The sequence below is a fragment of the Idiomarina sp. genome (assembly GCF_048260185.1).
GTDB lineage: Bacteria > Pseudomonadota > Gammaproteobacteria > Enterobacterales > Alteromonadaceae > Idiomarina.
Map to the genome: position 1 here is coordinate 116,138 of NZ_JBLXHB010000005.1, position 22,997 is coordinate 139,134.

A 22,997-nucleotide genomic window follows, 5' to 3' on the forward strand; every position below is an offset into this window, starting at 1 on the left:
GGTTTTATGTTAGCTCGTATTATTGAAGCCTCCATACGTAACTCGTGGATGGTGTTACTGCTGTTCTTAGGTCTGGCTTTCTGGGCCTGGCAGTCGCTGCAGCAAACCAAACTGGACGCAATACCGGACTTGTCGGAAGTGCAGGTTATCGTCAAAACCAATTATCCGGGACAAGCGCCGGCGGTGGTAGAAGAGCAGGTAACCTATCCGCTTTCCAGTGTGATGCTGTCCGTACCTAAAGCCACCTCCGTACGTGGGTTTTCGTTCTTCGGCGATTCTTATGTTTACGTTATTTTCGAAGACGGCACAGACCCCTACTGGGCCCGTAGCAGGGTAAACGAATACCTGGATCAGGCGCAAAGTCAGCTTCCGGAACAAGTTCGGCCGGAGTTAGGTCCCGACGCATCTGGCATTGGTTGGGTGTATCAATACGCATTGGTCGACGAAACCAATCAACTCAATTTAGGCGAACTAACCCGCCTGCAAAATTGGTTTTTAAAACAGGAACTGCAAAGTGTGCAGGGCGTGGCTGAAATTGCCACTGTTGGTGGCATGGTCGAAACCTATCAGGTGGTGGTGCAGCCGGAAGCTCTCCACCGTTATAACCTGACCCTGAACCAAATTAAGCAAAGCATTCAGCAGGCCAATAACGAAGTGGGCGGCTCTGTGGTTGAAATGGGTGAAGCCGAATATATGGTGCGCGGTCTGGGGTATTTGAAAAGTGTCGAAGACATTCGGCAAATTCCGTTACCGCTGGCATCTGAACAGCAGGGCACCGTGCTGCTGGAAGAGGTGGCTGATGTTCGCATTGGGCCGCAGGTGCGCCGGGGCATTACTGAACTGAACGGTGATGGTGAAGTAGTGGGGGGCATTGTGGTCATGCGTCATGGCGAAAACGCCTTGCAAACCATAGCTGCCGTTAAAGACAAACTGGAAGAACTGAAACAGGGCCTGCCCGAAGGCGTTAAAGTGGTTCCGACCTATGACAGATCAAGTCTGATTGAAGCCTCAACGGACAACCTCACCACCAAGTTGATAGAAGAAATGTTTTTCGTTGCTGTGGTGTGCATTTTGTTTCTCTGGCATGCGCGCTCGGCGGTGGTCGCTATTATCAGTTTGCCACTGTCAGTCCTGTTCGCGGTGTGGATCATGAACATGCTGGGTATCAGCGCCAATATTATGAGCCTGGGGGGAATTGCCATTGCGATTGGCGCGCTGGTGGACGCCGCCATTGTCATGATTGAGAATACCCACAAGCATCTGCAGAATTATCAGGAACGGCATCAAATAGTCGCCAAAGGCGCCGGGCGGCTGAAAATTGTTAATGAAGCCTGTCGCGAAGTGGGACCTTCACTGTTCTTCTCCTTGTTAGTCATTACCGTCAGCTTTGTTCCGGTGTTTGTGCTGCAAGGTCAGCAGGGGCGTCTGTTTGAACCCTTAGCCTATACCAAAACGCTGGCTATGGCCGCCGCCGCAATTATTGCAGTAACGTTGATACCGGTACTTATTGCGCTATTGGTGCGCGGAAAAATACCTGCCGAAGAAAAGAACTGGCTGTCGCTCGGCTTAATTGCGCTTTACCGGCCACTGCTGGCTTTCACACTTAAGTTCCCTAAAACCATTATTGTGCTGGCTCTTTTGATCACGGCATCAGCCTGGCACCCGTATAAGCAGCTTAATTACGAGCTGATGCCGCCGCTACAAGAGGGGGATCTAATGTACATGCCTACCACATTGCCGGGTATCAGTGTTGAAAGTGCCGGTAAGCTGCTACAGCAAACCGATAAGCTCATTGCAGAACAACCTGAAGTTGAGCGTGTGTTTGGTAAAGTTGGTCGTGCTGACACAGCGACCGACCCGGCACCCATGACCATGATTGAAACCAGTATTACTCTTAAGCCAGAGAGTGAGTGGCGTGAGGGGATAACCGTGGATGATATCATTGCCGAGCTGGATGACGGGGTGCAGATTCCCGGTGTCACCAACGCCTGGGTACAGCCCATTCGTACCCGCATTGAAATGCTGGCCACCGGTGTTAAAACCCCGTTGGCTATTAAAGTCAGCGGTAGTGACTTTCGTGAAATAGAAAAGTTGGCTACCCGTATTGAAAACACGCTTTCTGAAGAGGGGGCAACAGGTTCCGTTATTGCGGAACGTTCCGGCGGCGGTCGTTATATAGAGATAGAGCCGAAACTGCGTGAAGCCGCCCGTTACGGTATTAGCCAAAGCGACATTCACGATCATATTCAGTACGCCATTGGTGGTGCGAATATTGCGACATCGGTACAGGACAATGAGCGTTTTCCTATTAACCTGCGCTATCCGCGAGACCAACGTGACCATATCGAGAAGCTGAAAACCCTGCCGGTTAAATCGGCTTCCGGGCAATGGCTGACCTTATCGGATGTTGCTGACATTCAGGTGACTCAGGGTCCCGCCATGCTGAAAAGTGAAGATGCCCGTTTAAGCAGCTGGGTTTTTATTGAACCGGCTAAAGGCATCACGGTTAGCGACTACATTACTCAAGTTAGCGGTGTTATGGCGAACCTGGACATTCCGGTTGGTTACAACTGGAGCTGGACCGGACAATACAAAGCCATGCAACAGGTGGAAAGTGACTTAAAAGAAATTATTCCGCTGACATTGCTGGTTATTCTGTTGTTGCTGTACATGACTTTCCGCTCGTTACCGCAGGCAATGCTGGTCATCGGCACTTTGCCTTTAGCTCTAACCGGCAGCCTGTGGTTGATTTACTTGCTGGATTACAACCTGTCACTGGCGGTTATTGTCGGCATGATAGCTCTTGCCGGTGTCGCGGCGGAATTCGGCGTGGTCATGTTGTTGTACCTGAACAACGCCTGGAAAGCCGTGGCATACGATAAAAGCGAACTGAAAGCAGCAGTGGAAGAAGGCGCGTTGCTGCGGGTAAGACCCAAGGCCATGACCGTGCTGACCATTATTGTCGGCCTGCTGCCGATAATGCTGGGCGGTGGTGTTGGTAACGAAGTTATGCAGCGCATCGCCGCTCCCATGGTAGGAGGTATGATTTTAGCCCCACTGATCTCTATGCTGGTTATCCCTGCCGTGTTCTACCTGGCCCGGAAATAATGCGACGTAGCCTGACATTTATGTCAGGTGAGGTGGAATATAGCGAGCGCTGGAGGTTGCAGGAACCATTGAGAAGGACGCCTGTAAATACATCCCTGTAGGGCTTGGGCAGCGCCATCCATGGCGCTGCACACCTCCTCAATGGTTCGCCGCAACCGTCAGGCGTGCCCACTATCTGCCACCTCACCTGACATAAATGTCAGGCTACAGGGTGCACGTAGCCTGATGTTCACATCAGGAGCAATAGTGTTACGCAAACCGCTGCCAGATGGCATTGGCAGCAGGGCCTAAGGTACGGTTTGCAGAGCGTACCAAGTGAATCTCCAAACGCACTTGCTGGATGAATCCCGGAATACTGATTTCAACCAGCTTGCCCTGCTCTAGGGCGTCCAGAGCGATGTGTTTGGGAATAATGCCCCAGCCGAAACCGGCCATTAGCAGTTCAAACTGAGTGTTAACCTCATTTACCCTTATGCGCTGCTGGCTGGGCAGACGCAGTACTGCATCCAGATTAATGCCTATCTCCAGGTTCTGCGGTACCAGCATAGGCAGTTCTAATAAATCCTGGCGGCTTTGTGGCATACGCCCAAACTCTTTCATCAGCGCGGCTGACATCACAACCGTTAATTCAAACGGTGCCACCGGCAGAGTTTCAAAGTCGCCGTACTGGCGAAATAAAGGCAGCCAGGGGCACAAAGCTAAGTCGGCGCTGCCGTTATCGATACGCTTCAGCGCCCGCATTTGTGACTCGCCGTCTACGTGCAGTTCGGTAGCCGGATATTGTTGTTGAATGTGCTGAATACTGGGCACCCAGAGTTTGCTGTCGCAGGTATGGTCATAGCACAGCGTCAGCAAAGGCTCTGCACCGTGCTTTAGTTGGTTAGCCAGTGACTGTAGCCGTTGCTGCTGGCGCACCACTTCTTCCGCCTGCCGCAGAAAATGCTGACCCTGTTCGGTTAGTTCCAGACGATAACCGTCGCGGTTGAATAAGGCGAAACCGGCGTTCTCTTCCAGTTTCTTCAACGCCATACTCACCGCAGACTGTGTGCGGTTGAGTTGCTCGGCTGTTTTTTGCAGACTACCGAGGTTAGCTACGGTGATCATCATTTTTAGGTGAGATAAATTCATTAAATTTTTCTGATTATCTTTTTAATTTTAATTCAATATAACTGTAACTATACCTAGGGTAAACTTATTCCAATTCAATTTCTCTGAAAATATCGGAACCAAATTCATGCGCTGGCTGAAACCTATTTCTATCGCTCTGGCTGCTGTCGTTATAGCGGCGTGCAGTGAACAAGCAGAAGTTAATGATACTCAACAAGCGCGCCCGGCGCGGCTTATGCAAGTGACTGAAGCTGACGGTCCACGGTTACGTGAATTTCCGGCAGTGGTCGAAGCGGCTAAAGTAGCGCAATTGACGTTTCGCGTCGCCGGAGAAATTACCGAGCTACCAGCCCGTCCCGGCACCGAAGTAAAGCAGGGCGACCTTATCGCACAGTTGGATCCAACGGACTATCAACTGGCTGTCGATCAGGCGAAAGCACAATATGAACTGGCGTCTTCTCAATATGAGCGAAACAAAGTTTTGGTTAATGAAGGTGTCATGTCGGAAGGACAGTTTGACCAAATAGAGTCAGAACTGGCGGTTGCTAAGTCAAACTACGAAACCGCCAAAGCGAATTTACGCTATACCAAACTGACCGCACCATTCGATGGTGTCGTGGCGAACCTGGCAGTGGAAGCTTATGAAAACGTGCAGGCTAAGCAGCCCATTGTGACGTTACAAATTAGCAACGCGATTGATATCAGCATTAATGTGCCGGAAAAACTTTTTGCCAAGGTTAAAAAACAAACCGATTACCAGCCTGAAGTGCGCTTTGATGCGGCGCCGGAATTTACTTATCCGGCTCATTTAAAAGAGTGGGACTCGCAGTCTGATGGCGCGACGAATGCTTACGAAGTCGTATTCACTTTACCTAAACCTCAGGACATCAATGTGCTGCCAGGCATGACCGCAACGGTTATTGTTGATATTAATGAAGTGCTGCGCTCCTCTCAAATTGGCATGGTGGTTCCGGCTAAAGCGGTGTTTAGTGACACAAACGATGCTTCCTATGTCTGGGTTGTTAACGACGACATGCGTGTACAAAAACGTAAAGTGAATGTCGGACCAATGACCAACGATGGTTTGACGGTACTCGACGGGTTGCAGGAGGGGGAAACCATAGTCATAGCAGGCGTTCATCAGCTGAAAGAGAATCAGCAGGTGCGTGAATGGCAACGTGAACGGGGTCTGTAATGAATATAGCTCAATACAGCATGGAGCGAAAAACCACGAGCTGGATGTTATTTCTCATCCTGTTAATTGGTGGTCTGGTTGCCCTGACTCAGCTTGGTCGTTTGGAAGATCCCAAATTCACAATTAAGCAAGCCATGGTCATTACGCCATACCCGGGAGCATCAGCTCAGCAGGTAGAAGAAGAGGTGACCTACAAGCTGGAAAATGCCATTCAGGAGCTAAGTTACGTCGACCATGTAAAATCAATTTCCAAGCCCGGGTTGTCGCAAATAACGGTTGAGATGAAAAGCATCTACCGCGAAGAGCACTTGCACCAAATATGGGACGAATTGCGACGTAAAATTAACGACACCAAAGGGCAGCTTCCTCCGGGCACCAGTGAACCCATTATTCGCGATGATTTTGCTGATGTGTATGGCGTTATGATGGCCATTACCGGGCCGGATTATTCCTATAAAGATATTGAGCATTATGCTGACTTTTTGCGTCGTGAACTGGTTTTAGTTGATGGTGTAGGCAAAGTGACTCTTGCAGGAGAGCAGCAAGAGCAGGTTGTGGTGGAAGTATCGCGCTCACGCCTGGCCAATTTTGGTATCCCTCCCAGTCGTATTGCCGGGCTGCTGCAAACTCAAAATGCCGTAGCAAACGCCGGACGGGTAACCGTTGACGAGGAAGCCTTGCGCATCGCCACCAGTGGTGAATTTGCCGATGTTGAAGATATGGAAGAACTGGTTATCAGTAATCCCGGAGCCGACCAGCGTATCTACTTGCGCGATGTAGCGACCATTTATCGCGAAACTAAAGACATTCCGGATCACGTGGTTCGTTATAACGGGCAGGCCTCTTTGTGGCTGGCGTTGTCTTTTGCTGACAACGTGAACGTTGTGGAAGTGGGCGAGCGTCTGCAAAAACGAATGGATGAGCTGGAGTACGCTAAGCCTCTCGGAATGTCCGTCGACCGCATCTACGACCAGCCGCATCAGGTCGAGAACTCAGTTAATGATTTTCTGCTGAACCTGGTAGAGGCGGTGGCCATTGTTATTATTGCGTTGCTGCTGACTATGGGCTTCCGCAGCGGCTTGCTTATAGGAACGGTTTTATTACTCACCGTGCTGGGCACCTTTATTTTCATGCGCATTGGCGATATTAACCTGCAACGGGTATCGCTGGGCGCGTTGATTATTGCGCTGGGAATGTTGGTAGATAACGCGATAGTCATTGCCGACGGTATTATGGTCGGTATGCGACGGGGCATGAGTAAAGTGGATGCCGCGGTTAGCGTGGTTAAGCAGAATCAGTGGCCGCTACTGGGTGCTACCGTTATCGGTATTATTGCTTTTGCGCCCATTGGTCTGTCGGCTGACGCCACCGGTGAATTTGCCGGAAGTTTGTTCTGGGTGTTGCTCATCTCCTTGCTGCTGAGCTGGGTGACTGCGTTGACGCTTATACCGTTTCTGGCCGATCGCCTATATTCCGCGAAGGATATTGGTAGTGGTGATGATCAGGACGATGTCTTCTCTCACCCTGTATACCGGGGTTATAAGAAGATGTTGGCAGTTTGTTTGCGTCACCGCATTATCAGCATGGTAGTGATGCTGGCAATGCTGGCTGCGGCTGTGGTTGGATTCGGCCAGGTGAAACAGGCATTTTTCCCGCCATCAACAACGCCATTATTTTATGTCGATCTCTGGTATCCACAAGGCACCGATATTCGTCATACTGAGCAAGACTCTAAGCGGCTCGAAGACTACCTGCTGGAGAAAAGCGAAGTGACATCGGTAGCTACGACCATAGGCCAGGGAGCCCCGCGGTTTACCCTGACTTACCTGGTAGAAAAAAGTTACGAGAGTTATGCGCAGTTACTGGTACGGGTAGAAGACAAAGACGTTATGGACGCTTTAATGCGTGACATTCGCCAGCGAATTCGTGAAGAGCATCCGGACGTTGAGGACAAACTGATACGGGTTGAAATTGGCCCGGCTACTCCGGCAAAAATTGAAGCGCGTTTTTCCGGCCCCGATATTGATACCTTGCGTGAGTTGAGTAAAAAGGCGCAGGCCATTCTTGCCGAAGATTCAGGTGCGGTAAACATTCGCTCTGACTGGCGCACGCCGACTAAACTGTTGCGTCCGGAATACGACGAAGCGGCAGGCCGGCGCGCCGGAATTACGAAAGAAGACGTGAATAATCTGCTACTGGCTAATTTCGTTGGCCGGCAAATTGGTATATACCGTGATGGCACCGATTTATTACCAATAGTGCAGCGCGCGCCGGCGGCTGAGCGGGTCGATTTGGATAATTGGCAGGAGCTGCAAATTTACAGTCCGGCGTTCGACCGCTTTGTGCCCCTGGCTCAAGTTGCGCGTTCAATTGATGTGGTTTGGGAAGATCCTTTAATACTGCGTCGCGACCGTAAGCGAACACTTACTGTTATGGCCGACCATGACTTACTGGGTGAAGAAACGGCAGCACAAGTATTTGAGCGTGTCCGGCCTAAGCTTGAGGCTATCGACTTGCCGTTAGGCTACGAATTAACCTGGGGCGGCGAGCACGAAGCCGCCGGTAAAGCCGAAAAAGCGTTGTTCGGCGCCTTGCCTCTGGGCTTTCTGGTCATGTTTATTATTACCGTGCTGCTGTTTAACAGTATTCGTCAGGCCGGAGTGCTTTGGACGACAGTGCCACTTTCCATTATTGGGGTCACTGTTGGACTCTTGCTACTGGATAAACCTTTCGGCTTTATGGCCTTACTCGGCTTCCTCAGCCTTTCCGGCATGTTGATTAAAAACGGCGTGGTGTTGCTGGAACAGGTTAATGCTGAGCTGGACGCTGGTAAAGAGGCGGCTCAGGCGTTAAGCGATGCCGCTGTCAGCCGTGTTCGTCCGGTAGGAATGGCGGCAGCCACCACCATTTTGGGCATGATACCGCTGCTGTTTGATGACTTCTTTGCGAGCATGGCAACGGTCATTATGTTTGGTCTTGGTTTTGCCACCTTGCTGACCTTGTTTGTTGTCCCTGTTATGTACGCCATAGTACAACGAGTACCGCGCCCGTAACCCGGGCGCATTCACCCTGTTTATACCCTGAATTATCTGTTTTATAGCCCCGTGTCATGGGAATTTAACAGTAAAATCCGTATAATGCGCCGCACTAGTGAACCGTCTAGAATTCATGCAAGCAAATGAGAGGTACTATAAGTGCTTAAAGAATATCGTCAGCACGTAGAAGAGCGCGCCGCAGAAGGCATCCCTCCGAAGCCATTAAACGCCGAGCAAGTAGCCGATTTAGTGGAATTACTGAAAAATCCCCCAGCAGGCGAGGAAGACTTCCTTGTTGAGCTGCTGGCCGAGCGCGTACCGCCGGGTGTGGATGAAGCAGCCTATGTTAAAGCTGGCTTTTTAAGCGCCGTTGTTAAGGGCGAAATTGAAAGTCCGGTTGTGAGCAAAGAATACGCAGTAAAACTGCTGGGTAACATGCACGGCGGTTACAACATCGTCACTTTAGTAGAATTGCTGGACGATTCTCAGCTGGCTGAACTGGCGGCAAAAGAACTGAAAGAAACTATCTTAATGTTTGACGCTTTCCACGACGTGGAAGAGAAAATGAAAGCCGGTAATGCGCTGGCGAAAGAAGTGGTTGAATCCTGGGCCAACGCTGAATGGTTCACCAACAGCGATGAGCTGGCTAAGTCAATTAAAGCAACAGTCTTTAAAGTGACTGGCGAAACCAATACCGATGACTTGTCTCCTGCACCCGATGCCTGGTCTCGTCCAGACATTCCTCTGCATGCTAAAGCAATGTACAAAATGCCACGCGAAGGCATTACTGATGCAGGCAAGCAAATTGAAGAATTGAAAGAAAAAGGTCACCCGGTTGCCTTCGTTGGTGACGTAGTGGGTACAGGTTCTTCACGTAAGTCGGCGACAAACTCCGTATTGTGGAACATTGGCGAAGACATGCCGGGCACACCAAATAAACGTGCTGGCGGTATCTGCATTGGCTCTAAAGTCGCGCCTATTTTCTTCAACACCATGAAAGACGCTGGTGCGTTGGTATTTGAAGCCGACGTTGAAAAAATGAATATGGGTGATGTCATCACTATCTACCCATACGAAGGCAAAATCGAGAACGAAGCTGGCGACGTTATCGCTGAATACGATTATGCGTCTCGCGTTATTTTAGATGAAGTGCGTGCCGGTGGCCGTATTAACCTGATCATTGGCCGTGGTCTGACAGAAAAAGCACGTGAATCTCTGGGCATGGGTCCATCCGATTTATTCCGTAAGCCAGAGCAACCAACCGACAGCGGCAAAGGCTTCTCGCTGGCGCAAAAGCTGGTCGGTAAAGCTTGCGGTATGGAAGGTGTTCGTCCGGGCGCTTACTGCGAACCTAAAATGACCACTGTGGGCTCTCAGGATACCACTGGCCCTATGACTCGTGACGAGCTGAAAGACCTGGCATGCCTTGGTTTTAACTCAGACTTAGTTATGCAGTCGTTCTGTCACACCGCCGCTTATCCTAAGCCGGTTGACGTTGAAACTCAGCACACCTTGCCTGACTTTATTATGAACCGTGGCGGTGTAAGTTTGCGTCCTGGCGACGGTATCATCCACAGCTGGCTGAACCGTATGTTGCTACCAGACACGGTTGGTACTGGTGGTGACTCACATACGCGTTTCCCGCTGGGTATTTCATTCCCGGCAGGCTCAGGTCTGGTTGCGTTCGCCGCAGCGACCGGTGTTATGCCACTGGATATGCCTGAATCTGTATTGGTGCGCTTCAAAGGCGAAATGCAGCCTGGTATTACTTTACGTGACCTGGTTCATGCCATTCCTGCTTTCGCTATCAAAGAAGGTCATCTGACCGTTGATAAGCGTGGCAAGAAGAACATTTTCTCAGGTCGTATCTTAGAAATTGAAGGTCTTGATCATTTAACCGTTGAGCAGGCATTTGAATTGTCTGATGCTTCTGCTGAGCGTTCAGCGGCCGGTTGTACCATCGATTTGTCTGAAGAGTCGGTTGCCGAGTACCTGCGTTCAAACATCACTATGCTGCGTTGGATGATCAACGAAGGCTACGGCGATGCGCGTACGTTGGAGCGTCGTGCCCGTAAGATGGAAGAATGGTTAGAGAACCCGCAGCTAACGCGTGCCGACAAAGATGCCGACTATTCTACGGTTATCGAAATTGACCTGAACGACATTAAAGAACCTATCGTTTGCTGCCCGAACGACCCGGATGACGCGAAGTTCCTGAGCGAAGTGTCAGGTAACAACGTTGATGAAGTCTTCATTGGTTCGTGCATGACCAACATTGGTCACTTCCGTGCGGCGGGTAAATTGTTAGAGAAAAACTCTGACCCATTAAATACCCGTTTGTGGATTGCACCACCAACGAAAATGGACAAAGCGCAGCTGGAAGTTGAAGGGTATTACGACATTTATGAGCGTAATGGCGTTCGTACCGAAATGCCGGGTTGTTCACTGTGTATGGGTAACCAGGCACGGGTAGAACCGGGCGCAACGGTGCTGTCTACCTCAACCCGTAACTTCCCGAACCGTTTGGGTGATGGCGCTAACGTTTACCTGACTTCTGCAGAGCTTGCCGCTGTCGGTGCAATTGTGGGTCGTCTGCCAACTCCGGAAGAATACCTGGAGTACGCACAGGACATCAACTCAATGGCTGGCGAAGTCTATAAATACCTGAACTTCGACCAGATGGATGCCTTCCGCGACGCAGAAAAAGCGGCCAAGGAAAACATCATCCCAACCATCAACGTGGCTTAATGAGTGCTTAGGTTGCAAGGACTCTTTACGAGGACGCCCGCAAGTACTTCCCTGTAGGGCTTGGGCAGCGCCATCCATGGCGCTGCACACCTCGTTAAGAGTCCTCGCAACCGCTGATCGCACTCATTAGCAACTTATAAAACCGCTTCGGCGGTTTTTTTGTGCCCGATATTCAGTAGCCTGATGTTCACATCAGGTGCGATACTTAACTTGTCTTATGGTCTATTAATAGTCTATATTTAGACTGTTCAGTCGGGAGAGAATCATGCAGATAAAAACCATCAGTTACATTAAGCAAAATGCAGCATCGCTGGATGTGGAGGAGCCTATTGTGGTCACTCAAGGCGGTAAGCCTGTCTACCGGATTGAGTCGGAAGCGAGTGCTCGACAGCGCGATGAGGCTATTGCGACACTTAAACTGATGAACCTGGCTGAAAGGGATATTCGCAACCAGAATTTGCTATCCCTTAGCGAAGCAAAAGAAAGGTTAGAGCGTGAACTCAGTACAAAGAAGTTTGAGCTTTAGCCATATCATTTATGAACTACGATGTTTATTTCACTGAGTTTAGTTATAAAACACTGGCTACTTTAACTCGCTACATGGAAGAGTTTCTTGGTCAAGAAGAAACCATTCGATTAGGTTAACAGCTCCTTGATTTTTCGGTAAGTAAGCTAAGTGACAACCCGCTGCAATTCCCTGTTTCCCATGAGCTTGAAACACTAGGCATAGTTGATTATAGAGTGGTGCTCGTGGATAACTATAAAATTTTATTTCGCTTAGATGAGAAAGCTCGGGTGAGCTATGTCATGGCCTTTCTACGACAGAAACAGAATACTCAAGATCTGCTTTATCAAATAACAATTTGGTAGCCTGATGCTAATGCATCAGGTGAGATAGTCGAACACCTCACCTGACGTAGAACGTCAGGCTACAAAACTTGGCGGGATAAGAGAGGATCGTGAGCGCGTCCAATGGTTACAGGGCCTCATGTGGAGGTGTGCAGCGCCATGGATGGTTTTGTAGACGGTAGAAATAAACAAATAGAATCCCCGCTATCAGGAAGTGTCTGGCGCCATGGATGGCGCCAGTCAAGCCTTACAGGGACGTACTTGCAGGCGTCTTCCTGATAGCGGGGGTTCTGTTTTATTTCTGCTCGGCAATCCAGTCGTTGATGTGTTGTTCTAGTACTTTCAGTGGCACGCTGCCGTTTTCCAGTACCGCATCGTGGAACTCACGAATATCGAACTTATCACCTAACTGCTGTTCTGCTTCGCTGCGTAAACGCTTAATGGTCAGTTCACCCAGCTTGTATGAAAGTGCCTGTGCAGGCCAGGTAATGTAACGGTCAATTTCGGTTTTTACGTTGTGCAGCGATAACGCAGTGTTGTTCGCCATAAACTCCATTGCTCGTTCGCGGCTCCAGCCTTTAGCATGCATACCGGTATCAACTACCAGACGCGCCGCACGCCACATTTCGTAGCTTAAACGACCAAAGTTGCTGTAAGGGTCTTCATAAAAGCCAGCTTCCAGACCTAGGTATTCGGAATACAAACCCCAGCCTTCACCAAAAGCTGAAATATAAGTTTGCTGGCGGTACTCCGGTAAGTCTTTCAGCTCGTTCGCTATCGCGCTTTGTAAATGGTGCCCTGGTACGGCTTCGTGCAGAGTTAAAGCTTCCATCTGATACAGCGGACGACGGTCCAGTGCGTAGGTATTTACCCAGTAGAAACCTGCGCGGTCGTCACGGCTTGAACCTGAATAACGGCCGGTTGTGTATTTGGGGGCGATCTCAGCCGGCACCGGAGCTATACCATAAGGCTGGCGGGGCAAAGTTTTAAACAGTTTTGGAAGTTCACCGTCCATTTTCTTTGCTATCCAGGCGGCATATTCCAATAACTCTTCTGCAGTTTCCGGGTAAAACTGCTCATCTGTACGTAAAAAGTCGACAAACTGGTCAAAGTTACCGTCAAAACCGGTTTCTTCAATAACTTCCAGCATCTCGCCGCGAATACGCGCAACTTCCTGCAATCCAATTTCATGGATTTCGTCAGCGCTCATATCCAGCGTGGTGTAGTGTTTAATTCTGTTCTGGTAGAAAGCATCGCCGTTTGGTAGCTCGCTGGCACCAACACTCTCACGAGAGTTAGGCAGATACTCAGTGACCATAAAGTTAAAGTAGTCGTCGTAGGCCGGCATAACCTGGTCATCAATAGCGGTCAGGGCATCTTCCTTCAACTGTTCCCATTGCTCGCTATCAACAAAACCTGGCTGCTGAGAAAATGGCGAGAAATACACGCTTTGCTCGGCATCCTGTACAATATAGGCCAGTATGCTCTCTTCAAAGCCAGCCATAGCAGCGGCCGGTTGTGTGTAACCTTCCTCTATTGCTTTACGTAACCAATACGTTTGTTGTTCCATATAACGGGGAATGGAACGCAGCTTGGCAATGTAATTCTGATAGTCCTCAGCTGAAGAGAACGAGGTGTACGATGGCATAAAAGCTAAAGAACTGTGGAAGCTTCCTTCTGCTGTTAATGGCATATAGTGTGCTTTAAAACGATACTCATCCACTTTGTTTTTTAACGTATAATGGATCATCGAGTGATTAATTTGGTCATCCTGGCTAAGCGCGTTAAGGTTAACGGCGTTAAGCTGTTCAAGCCACTTTGAGCGTTGTTGGTAGCGTTTTTCTACCGCTTCCGGTGACATATCGGTCAGCTCAGTATCGCTGGACTTATTCAGTTCTTCCCAGATAGTGTCAGCCAGTTGATGAAACTCAGCAGCAGCACTTTGTTGCTGTGTGCTGCTACGCTGGGCTTGGTTATCAGCTGTGGTGGTGCAGGCAGTAACGCCCAGCAAACCAAAAATAAGTATCAGATTACGCATGATTTTTCCTTGCGGTGTCATAACGAATACAGGCATTCTATAATGCCTCTTGCGCTAATTAATGTAAAAGCGAATAGAACGAACCCACAAAAATAACAGTTAAACGGGAGAATAGGGTGGATAAAGCTCAGTCAGGAGTCTACGCGGAACCTAATCTGCATGGTCTGACGTTGTTTTGTCATGTCATGAGCGACGACGTTGAAAGTTTACGTCGCAAGTTAGCTCGTTTTCCAGCAATTTTACGCGATCTTGACGCCCGTTTCTCTGAAGGCATGTTAACAGGCTTTGTTGGTATAGGGGCAGACTACTGGGATATTCTCTATCCACATAAGCGGCCACTGCACTTGCAGGCTTTTCCCGAGCTGAGCGATGGAGACCGCGAAGCACCCAGACACCCTTATGATCTTGTTATACAAATTCGCTGTGACCGTTTCGACGCCAACTATCTGGCCGGGCGCACGCTAATGGAATGGTTCGGTTACGACATTGAAGTGGCTGAGCAAATTCGTTCCTTCCGTTACCTGGACGGCCGCGACTTAACCGGCTTTATTGATGCGCCGGATAACCCGCGGGGGATGCGTAAGCGTAAAGTCGCTTTAGTTGACGCACAGGACGACGCCGACTTTGTCGACGGCAGCTACTTATTCGTGCAGAAGTTTCGGCATGATTTGCGTCGTTGGGACTATTTAGGCCCGGAAAAGCAGGAACAGTTAATGGGGCGTGAGAAAGTATCCGGTGAACGTTTGTCAGAAGCCAAAATAGAAGGTGTCACTCACGCCGCGAAAAGTCGTTTAATTGATGGTAGCGAACAGCCCATTCCACTATTGCGGCAGAATATGCCCTGGGGCGACTTGCGTGAACAGGGGCTATTGGCCATGTATTTTAGCCATTCGCCTAAAATGGTTGTTCAGTGGCTAAAGAACCGTTATTACGCCGACGAACAGGGGGCTTACGACCCCTTACTCGATTACTCTCAGGCTGTGTCCAGCTCCGGTTTTTTTGTTCCTTCAATGCGCTTTATGGAAGCGAACAAAGAAGTCGCCGACGACATAGCGGACTATGAAGAGGGCAGTACCGCCTGATTCGCAAAAAGCTCGCGTACTTTTCGCAAAGTGAATTCAATGTCAGCAACTTTAAGCGGTGCGATAAAAATGGTGTCGTCGCCAGCAATAGTGCCGAGTACCCCTTCTTTTTTACCGACCGAATCCAGCAGTCGTGCAATTAACTGAGCGGCGCCCGGGCTTGTGCGAATAATGACCATCACATCATTATGCTGAATATCCAGTACAAGCTGGCTTAATGGTGCCCGGGTGGAAGGCACGGCTAAATCAGGTGGTAAACAGTAGACCATTTCCTGCTTCGCATTGCGGGTACGAACCGCTCCCTGCTTACTCAGCATGCGCGACACTTTAGACTGACTAATGTTATCAAAGCCCTCGGCTTTCAAGGCGTTAACAATTTCTCCCTGCGAGCCGTAACGCTCTTCGCGGAGTAATGTTTTAAAAGCTTCGAGTAACGTGTCCTGCACCATGTGAGTGTCAAATTCCTATGCTGTTTACGTGCTATAATTATGAACAGTGTACTGCATAAAGATGCGCTATTCGAGTGCTGAATGTGTATCGGGCAAAGTTGTATTTTTACTGATATAGGAGTACAGTTTTGCCCCAAATTCTGCATTTTTAAGCAGTTTAAATTGACCAACAAAAACGGAGTCTGAGATGAAAGTAGCCGTATTAGGTGCGGCCGGTGGTATCGGCCAGGCATTGTCATTACTTCTGAAAACCCAATTACCAGCAGGTTCAGAATTATCGTTGTATGACGTTGCACCAGTAGTTCCGGGTGTGGCGGTTGACTTAAGTCATATCCCTACCGACGTAAAAGTAACAGGCTTCGGTAAAGACGACTTAGCATCAGCATTAGTTGGCAGCGACATCGTATTAATTCCTGCCGGCGTACCACGTAAGCCGGGTATGGATCGCTCTGACCTGTTCAACATGAACGCAGGCATTGTTAAAAACTTAGTGCAAGGTGTTGCAGACAACTGCCCTAACGCTTGCGTTGGTATCATTACTAACCCAGTAAACACTACCGTTCCAATCGCTGCTGAAGTACTGAAGCAAGCGGGTTGTTACGACAAGCGTAAACTGTTCGGTGTAACGACTCTGGACGTTATCCGCTCAGAAGCATTCGTTGGTGAACTGCGTGGCCTAAACCCAGAAAACGTAGAAGTTCCGGTAATTGGCGGTCACAGTGGTACGACTATTTTGCCATTGCTGTCTCAGGTTGAAGGCGTTGAGTTTACCGAGCAAGAAATCAAAGACTTAACTCACCGTATCCAGAACGCAGGTACCGAAGTTGTCGAAGCAAAAGCCGGCGGCGGCTCAGCAACCCTTTCTATGGGTCAGGCAGCAGCACGTTTTGCCTTGTCACTGCTGAAAGGTCTGCAAGGTCAGGACACTATTGAGTGCACTTACGTAGAAGGCCCGGGCGACAACGCTAAGTTCTTCGCACAGCCAGTACGCTTAGGCAAAAACGGCGCAGAAGAAATCCTGTCTTACGGCAAACTCAGTGCATTCGAACAAAAATGCATGGACGACATGCTAGACGGCCTGAAAGGCGACATCCAAACTGGCATCGATTTCGCCAGCTAAGCTTTCAGCAATCCGCTCTTGAAAATATTGGGGCGGCTATTACAGGAGACGCTACAAGCTCATCCCTGAGCGCTCGACGAAGGCCGTCTTTGGCCTTCGACGCTCCTGTAATAGCCGCCCCAACATTTCTGCGCTACTTGCTGAAAGTTATGCCAGCACTTTCTCCAGATAACCCACAATGGCATATCGCCAATACTGACCAACCCCAATATTTCCCTGCTTGTTGAAAGGTATGTAGCCTGACGTTTACGTCAGGTCCAATGTTCAAATACCCCACCTGATGTGAACATCAGGCTACCGAAATGGTTCATGGGGCAGGCTGTTGGGTTGCAAGCGTTACGAGTGTTGAAGGTTTCTATGGCGGAGTGTCGAAGGCCATGGACGCTTATTACTTATTAGAAATGCCTTAAGCGGGAAGGGTTCTGTTTCGGAGGTGTGTAGCGCCATGGATGGCGCTACCCAAGCCCTACAGGGAAGTACTTGCGGGCGTCCTCCGAAACAGAACCCGCTCCCCCAAGGCATTTCCTTCCCTAAGCCACTCGGTCGACAGCCAGGTGGGTTAGGGTGAGCAGGGCTTGTTTGTAGTCGGAATCGGGGAGATCGCTTAGGGACTCACGCGCTTGTTCGGCGGCTTCTAAGGCTTTATCGCGGGTGTACTGTAATGCTCCCGTTCGTTCCATAGCGGTTAGCACGGTTTGTAAGTGCTCACGTCCGTCGCCTTGCTCAATGGCTTCGCGAATCAGCTTTTGCTCTACTTCGTTGCCGTGCCACATGGCGTATAACAAGGGTAGCGTAGGCTTACCTTCCGCCAGGTCATCGCCGGCGTTCTTACCCATAGATTCGCTATCCGCAGTGTAATCCATTAAATCATCTACTAGCTGAAACGCGGTACCCAGGTAACGCCCGTAATCGGCCAGTTTCTGGGTTACTTTTTCGTCTTGTGCGGTTAATACGCCTGCTAACTCTGTAGCTGCTTCAAACAGCTTGGCGGTTTTGCCGTAAATAACATTAAAGTAGCTGGCTTCTGAGGTATCCGGGTCGTTACAGTTCATTAACTGCAACACTTCGCCTTCAGAAATGATGTTGGTAGCATCCGCTAAAATACGCAGTATCCGTAGGGAGTCTAAATCAACCATTAACTGAAAAGCACGGGTATAAAGGAAGTCACCAACTAATACGCTGGCTTCATTACCAAATACTGCGTTGGCGGTCTTGCGTCCGCGGCGCAGTTCAGATTCATCAACCACGTCGTCGTGAAGCAGAGTCGCGGTATGAATAAACTCGATAATCGTAGCAAGTTTGCGGTGATCATTACCTTTATAACCCAGAGCCCGACAGGCTAATATTGCGAGCAGCGGTCGTAAGCGTTTACCGCCACTATTGACAATATAAAGGCCTAACTGGTTAATTAAGGCAACATCCGATTGAAGTTGTTCACCTATTAAGGCATTAACACCAAGCATATCGTCTTTGGCTAATGCGTTAATGGACTGCATATCCATCATAGATATCTGTTTATTTACAAAATTTAACGGAAAACAGATGGTACACTATTTATAGCGGAGCGGAAACTCAATCCGCGGTAAGCAGTGCCGCTTTTAAGTTCAAATTAAAGGTTGCGATCGCTGATTGGATTACGTACAATTCGCGCCCTGATTTGAATTTGGATGCCCAATAGGGTTGTGGAGAATAATATGTACGCAGTATTCCAAAGTGGCGGTAAGCAGCACCGTGTGTCTGAAGGCCAAATCGTCCGCCTGGAAAAACTGGAAGCAGCTACCGGTGATGTAGTTGAATTCGACCAGGTTTTGATGGTTTCTGACGGCAACGATGTAAACATCGGTGCTCCGTTCGTGTCCGGTGGTAAAGTGAAAGCGGAAGTGATTGATCACGGTCGTGGCGATAAAATTAAAATCGTCAAGTTCCGTCGTCGTAAGCATTCTCGTCGTCAACAAGGCCATCGTCAGTGGTTCACGGAAGTGAAAATCACTGGTATCAACAGCTAATTAAGGAGTAACGACATGGCACATAAAAAGGCTGGTGGTTCTACTAAAAACGGTCGCGACTCAGAGAGTAAACGTCTCGGTGTTAAGCGCTTCGGTGGTGAGTCTGTATTAGCAGGCAACATCCTGGTTCGTCAACGTGGTACTAAGTTCCATGCTGGTGCGAACGTTGGTATTGGTAAAGACCACACATTGTTTGCAACCTCAGAAGGCAAAGTGTCTTTTGATGTGAAGGGCAGCAAAAACCGTAAATATGTGAGCGTTATTACTGACTAATAATGTGAACATAAACTGAAAAGTTTCGGTTCTGAAAGCCCTGCCTTACGGCGGGGCTTTTTCATATGTGCTAGAATTTTGCACAGTATTCTATAAGTGAAAAGTAGCAGATTGCGATGAAATTCGTTGATGAAGTAGAAATCCGCGTAGACGCGGGTGACGGTGGTAATGGTTGTATCAGTTTCCGTCGCGAAAAATATATTCCCAAAGGCGGCCCTGACGGCGGCGATGGTGGCGACGGCGGTGATGTCTATCTAGAAGCAGATGAGAACCTGAATACTCTTATCGACTATCGTTTTGAACGTTTTCATAAAGCTGAACGCGGTAAAAACGGTATGGGCAAAAACTGTACGGGCAGACGCGGCAATGACATCGTGCTACCGGTTCCTCCTGGTACCCGCGCTACCGATATTGATACTGGCGAAGTTCTTGGCGATTTGACGAAGCATGGTCAACGTTTAATGGTAGCCAAAGGTGGTTTCCATGGTCTGGGTAATACGCGTTTTAAAAGCAGTATAAATCGCGCACCCCGCCAGAAGACCGACGGGACTCCTGGTGAAGTCCGTCCGCTAAAGCTGGAACTGATGTTGCTGGCTGATGTTGGTTTGCTGGGTATGCCTAATGCCGGTAAATCGACTTTTATTCGTTCGGTTTCGGCAGCACGCCCTAAAGTGGCGGACTATCCGTTTACCACCCTGATACCAAACCTGGGTGTTGTGCGTCCCGCGCCGCATCAAAGTTTTGTTATTGCCGATATTCCGGGTCTTATTGAAGGCGCGGCTGAAGGTGCCGGGTTGGGTATACAATTCCTCAAACATTTAGAGCGTTGCCGCTTACTGCTGCACCTGGTAGATTTGGCTCCCTTTGATGAAACCGACCCCGCCGAGCAGGCGCGTATCATCATCAACGAACTGGAAAAATACAGTCCGAAACTGGCAGAAAAGCCACGTTGGCTGGTCATCAATAAAGTCGACTTGCTGCTGGACGAAGAGGTTCAGGAAAAAGTAGATGAGCTGGTTAAAACTCTGAACTGGGACGGTCCGGTGTTCCAAATTGCTGCTCTGGAAGGGCGAGGCAGTGATGCGCTTTGTCGTGAGGTAATGTCTTACCTTGAAACATTGCCAGCACCTGACACTGAGCAGCATGAAGAAGCCGATCCGGTCGAGTTTATGTGGGACACTTACCACGAAGAAGTTCTTGAAGAAGAGATGGATGACGAAGATGACGACGATGATGATGATGATCACGACGTCGAAGTCATTTATCAGAAGTAGCCTGACATTTATGTCAGGTGAGATATTAGTCCTGGCGTAAACGTCGGCTACATTCACCTGTAGCCTGACATTCATGTCAGGTGAGATATTAGTCCTGACGTAAACGTCAGGCTACGCATTAAAGGTATCACCAAATGAAAATATCACTCGTGGTTGCTATGGCCGATAATCGTGTCATCGGAAAAGAGAACAAAATGCCATGGCACCTTCCGGACGAGTTGCAATATTTCAAAAAAATTACCTTAGGTAAGCCAATTGTTATGGGACGGCGAACTTTCGAGTCAATTGGTCGTCCTTTGCCTGGGCGTAAGAATATCGTTCTAAGTCATCGAACAGATCGTTCGGAAAATCAGGACAGTCAGGTGGTTTGGGTGTCTGGGGTGCAACAGGCAATAACCGCCGCAGGTCCGGTTGAGGAACTAATGGTGATTGGCGGAGGAAAAATTTATGAGAAATTTTTACCCCTCGCAGACCGACTATATGTTACTAAAATAGAGCTAAATGTTGAGGGCGATACGTACTTTCCTGATTACCATCAAGTTGCCGACTGGCAAGAGGTAGAGCGGCAAAACTTTGCCGCTAATGAGCGTAACTCGCATAATTTTAGTACTCTTATTTTCGACAGATTAAGTTAATAAGAAGTTATAAATTCAGTAACTTACCTGCATTTTAAGCCATTGCGGCAAGCTTGAGTTCGTAGTATCATCATGGTGAATTTTTGAACAATCTTGTGATGGGGTTTTAGATGAAAGCAATTGTATTAGGCACCATGATGGCTGCCGTTGCGGCAACAGGCGTAACTTTTTCAAAAAGCGCAGAGGCAAATGAATTAGCCTTAAGCTTATGCACATATGTACAGGGTGATGACACCATGCGTATGCGTAAAAAATTACGTGATGCTCGTGTACGCGTGCGTGATATTTACAGTGGCATTCAGTGTAATGGTCAGAGCTTATTGCAATTTGCCATGTCAAATGGTTCACAAGACATTGGTGAGTTCATTGTTGGTCGTTTGTCAGTAGACGAGCTGAAAGCTTCTGGCGACTACGAATGGGCACAATCTAACGGTCATGGCAGCAGTGCAATTGCCGCAGCAATTAAAGATCGCGCTGGCCTGTAAGTTAGGTACCAATAAAGTTATTTTCTAAAAGCCTGCAATTTTTGCGGGCTTTTTTACATCTTCTAACAAATCAATCAGTGACTTACCTTGTAATTCTCCCCTGTTCTCTACGACAATAGATCCGTTGCATATATAAACGGAATCACTATGAAACGATGGATGGCATTATCGCTACTGTTACTGGGGCTGGCATCGCTCAGCGGTCAGGCACAGGCAAAACTAAATGAAGCTTCGAGCTGTTATTTGCCGGGCGTGCAAGAGAAACTGCATTGTGGCACAGTTTCAGTTCCTGAAAACTACGAACAGCCCGACGGTAAGCATATTGGTATTTACTACGCTATTCTTCCGGCTATTCAGGAGGGTTCGCAAGCTGATCCTATGCTAATTCTGGCTGGAGGGCCGGGTCAGGCTGCTACCGAATTAACTCCAATGATAGCGCGTATGTTCGAAGCGGTGCGTCAAAAACGCGATATCCTTCTAATTGATCAGCGTGGCACGGGAAAAAGTCATCCGCTTGAATGCGACATTGAACGTCCGGATGAATTGATACGTGCAGACGATGAACAGGATCTGAAAGCCCTGAGTCGTGAATGTCAGGAACAGTATCCCGATACAGATACAACCCAATACCATACCGTTAACGCCGTAAAAGACTTTGAACGGGTACGTGAACATTTAGGTATAGAGCAACTTAACCTTTATGGTGGTTCTTACGGAACGCGTGTCGGGCTAACCTATTTACGTGAAGCGCCTACTTCAGTTCGCACGGCTACCCTCGATGCTGTAGCCCCGCCTCAGGTAATCATTGGGCCTTTTGGTCAGCACGGAGCCAATGCGTTTGACGAAATGCTGAAGGATTGTTCGGAACAAAGCCCGTGTCACGAGAAGTTTCCTAACCTCGAGCAGGAATATTATGAGGTGATGAATGAGCTGGAAACCGGAGATATTCTGCTGGAAACGCGTGATCCTCTGTCGTTTGAACCGCTGGAAATAAAACTGACTCCCGGGCGCTTTAGTTCAATTATCCGTGTTGCCTTATATCACCCCAATACGCGTCAATTATTACCCTATGCCATTCACTCTGCAGCTCAAGGAAATTACCACGCGATACTGGGCTTGATGGGCGGTACTATGTCGCAGAACAGTATTTACCTGGGGCTTATGCTGTCGGTTGTCTGTGGCGAAGATTTACCCCGGGCGACTCCGGAGCTTTTTGCGCAGGACGGCAACAATGAGTTTATTGGTAGCCGCACCGGTGATGCTTTTGTTGATATGTGTGCGGGTTGGCAGTCATCAAGCGTACCTGCTTATTGGTCGGACCCTGTGGTCAGTGATAAACCGGTACTGCTGTTATCGGGTGAATTGGATCCGGTTACTCCTCCGGAATGGGGCGAAATTGCACACAGAACCTTACCCAATAGTAAACATCTGATAGCTCCTAATGCGGGACATACTATTGCCAGCCATACCTGTGCTAATACACTTATCGCAGACTTTATTGAGCAAGGTTCTATTGAGAATATAGAAGGTAGCTGCTTAGAAGAACAAAGCCTTAAGCCATTCGTGCTAAACCAAAATGCAGCGGGGCTATAA

The 22,997-nt window shown here is 48.9% G+C and carries 17 protein-coding genes; 13 read left to right on the plus strand and 4 right to left on the minus strand.

Annotated features, from left to right (window positions below; all coding sequences use genetic code 11):
• The first annotated feature begins 6 nt into the window (after nt 1-6).
• A complete protein-coding gene (locus ACN0RF_RS11710) occupies nt 7-3,108 on the plus strand; it encodes an efflux RND transporter permease subunit (RefSeq protein WP_417439142.1) in 3,102 nt (1,033 codons plus the stop codon).
• 249 nt (nt 3,109-3,357) lie between these two features.
• On the opposite strand, the gene ACN0RF_RS11715 is transcribed toward ACN0RF_RS11710, so the two are convergent.
• Nucleotides 3,358-4,236 carry a LysR family transcriptional regulator gene (locus ACN0RF_RS11715; protein ID WP_417439143.1) on the minus strand — a complete coding sequence of 293 codons (879 nt, stop codon included), beginning with the start codon at nt 4,234-4,236 and terminating at the stop codon, nt 3,358-3,360.
• Between the two features lie 106 nt (nt 4,237-4,342).
• Here ACN0RF_RS11715 and ACN0RF_RS11720 point away from each other — a divergent pair, with 106 nt between their 5' ends.
• The 4 genes from ACN0RF_RS11720 to ACN0RF_RS11735 all read left to right on the plus strand — a co-directional run bounded on the left by ACN0RF_RS11720 (nt 4,343) and on the right by ACN0RF_RS11735 (nt 11,719).
• Nucleotides 4,343-5,410: an efflux RND transporter periplasmic adaptor subunit gene (locus ACN0RF_RS11720; protein WP_417439144.1), complete on the plus strand. Its 1,068-nt coding sequence runs from the start codon at nt 4,343-4,345 to the stop codon at nt 5,408-5,410.
• Entirely contained in the window at nt 5,410-8,463 is a 3,054-nt protein-coding gene (locus ACN0RF_RS11725) for an efflux RND transporter permease subunit (protein WP_417439145.1), read from the plus strand. The genes ACN0RF_RS11720 and ACN0RF_RS11725 overlap by 1 nt, the downstream gene beginning before the upstream one ends.
• A gap of 141 nt (nt 8,464-8,604) precedes the next feature.
• A complete protein-coding gene (gene acnB / locus ACN0RF_RS11730; protein ID WP_417439146.1) occupies nt 8,605-11,193 on the plus strand; it encodes a bifunctional aconitate hydratase 2/2-methylisocitrate dehydratase in 2,589 nt (862 codons plus the stop codon).
• 265 nt (nt 11,194-11,458) lie between these two features.
• The gene (locus tag ACN0RF_RS11735; protein ID WP_114981852.1) at nt 11,459-11,719 is read left to right on the plus strand and encodes a type II toxin-antitoxin system Phd/YefM family antitoxin; all 261 of its coding nucleotides are present in this window, start codon (nt 11,459-11,461) and stop codon (nt 11,717-11,719) included.
• A gap of 618 nt (nt 11,720-12,337) precedes the next feature.
• On the opposite strand, the gene ACN0RF_RS11740 is transcribed toward ACN0RF_RS11735, so the two are convergent.
• A complete protein-coding gene (locus ACN0RF_RS11740) occupies nt 12,338-14,080 on the minus strand; it encodes a DUF885 domain-containing protein (RefSeq protein WP_417439147.1) in 1,743 nt (580 codons plus the stop codon).
• 116 nt (nt 14,081-14,196) lie between these two features.
• Between ACN0RF_RS11740 and ACN0RF_RS11745 the strand changes: the two genes are divergently transcribed.
• Nucleotides 14,197-15,162: a Dyp-type peroxidase gene (locus ACN0RF_RS11745; RefSeq protein ID WP_417439148.1), complete on the plus strand. Its 966-nt coding sequence runs from the start codon at nt 14,197-14,199 to the stop codon at nt 15,160-15,162.
• On the opposite strand, the gene argR is transcribed toward ACN0RF_RS11745, so the two are convergent.
• Entirely contained in the window at nt 15,138-15,611 is a 474-nt protein-coding gene (gene argR / locus ACN0RF_RS11750) for a transcriptional regulator ArgR (RefSeq protein WP_011233732.1), read from the minus strand. The genes ACN0RF_RS11745 and argR overlap by 25 nt on opposite strands.
• A 187-nt stretch (nt 15,612-15,798) precedes the next feature.
• Between argR and mdh the strand changes: the two genes are divergently transcribed.
• Nucleotides 15,799-16,731 carry a malate dehydrogenase gene (gene mdh, locus ACN0RF_RS11755; protein WP_417439149.1) on the plus strand — a complete coding sequence of 311 codons (933 nt, stop codon included), beginning with the start codon at nt 15,799-15,801 and terminating at the stop codon, nt 16,729-16,731.
• Between the two features lie 530 nt (nt 16,732-17,261).
• Here the strand turns inward: mdh and ispB are convergent.
• Nucleotides 17,262-18,233 (minus strand): octaprenyl diphosphate synthase, encoded by a 972-nt coding sequence (ispB, locus tag ACN0RF_RS11760; protein ID WP_417439279.1) that lies wholly within the window; start codon nt 18,231-18,233, stop codon nt 17,262-17,264.
• Nucleotides 18,234-18,425: 192 nt separating this feature from the next.
• Here ispB and rplU point away from each other — a divergent pair, with 192 nt between their 5' ends.
• The 6 genes from rplU to ACN0RF_RS11790 all read left to right on the plus strand — a co-directional run bounded on the left by rplU (nt 18,426) and on the right by ACN0RF_RS11790 (nt 22,997).
• Nucleotides 18,426-18,737: a 50S ribosomal protein L21 gene (rplU, locus tag ACN0RF_RS11765; RefSeq protein ID WP_011233736.1), complete on the plus strand. Its 312-nt coding sequence runs from the start codon at nt 18,426-18,428 to the stop codon at nt 18,735-18,737.
• A gap of 15 nt (nt 18,738-18,752) precedes the next feature.
• Nucleotides 18,753-19,010 (plus strand): 50S ribosomal protein L27, encoded by a 258-nt coding sequence (gene rpmA / locus ACN0RF_RS11770; RefSeq protein WP_417439150.1) that lies wholly within the window; start codon nt 18,753-18,755, stop codon nt 19,008-19,010.
• Between the two features lie 116 nt (nt 19,011-19,126).
• Entirely contained in the window at nt 19,127-20,284 is a 1,158-nt protein-coding gene (gene cgtA, locus ACN0RF_RS11775) for an Obg family GTPase CgtA (protein ID WP_417439151.1), read from the plus strand.
• Between the two features lie 134 nt (nt 20,285-20,418).
• Nucleotides 20,419-20,919, plus strand: coding sequence for a type 3 dihydrofolate reductase (folA, locus tag ACN0RF_RS11780; protein WP_417439152.1), 501 nt, complete (start codon nt 20,419-20,421; stop codon nt 20,917-20,919).
• A gap of 110 nt (nt 20,920-21,029) precedes the next feature.
• Complete coding sequence (locus tag ACN0RF_RS11785; protein ID WP_417439153.1) at nt 21,030-21,404, plus strand: DUF3718 domain-containing protein; 375 nt, start codon at nt 21,030-21,032, stop codon at nt 21,402-21,404.
• 147 nt (nt 21,405-21,551) lie between these two features.
• The gene (locus ACN0RF_RS11790) at nt 21,552-22,997 is read left to right on the plus strand and encodes an alpha/beta hydrolase (RefSeq protein ID WP_417439154.1); all 1,446 of its coding nucleotides are present in this window, start codon (nt 21,552-21,554) and stop codon (nt 22,995-22,997) included.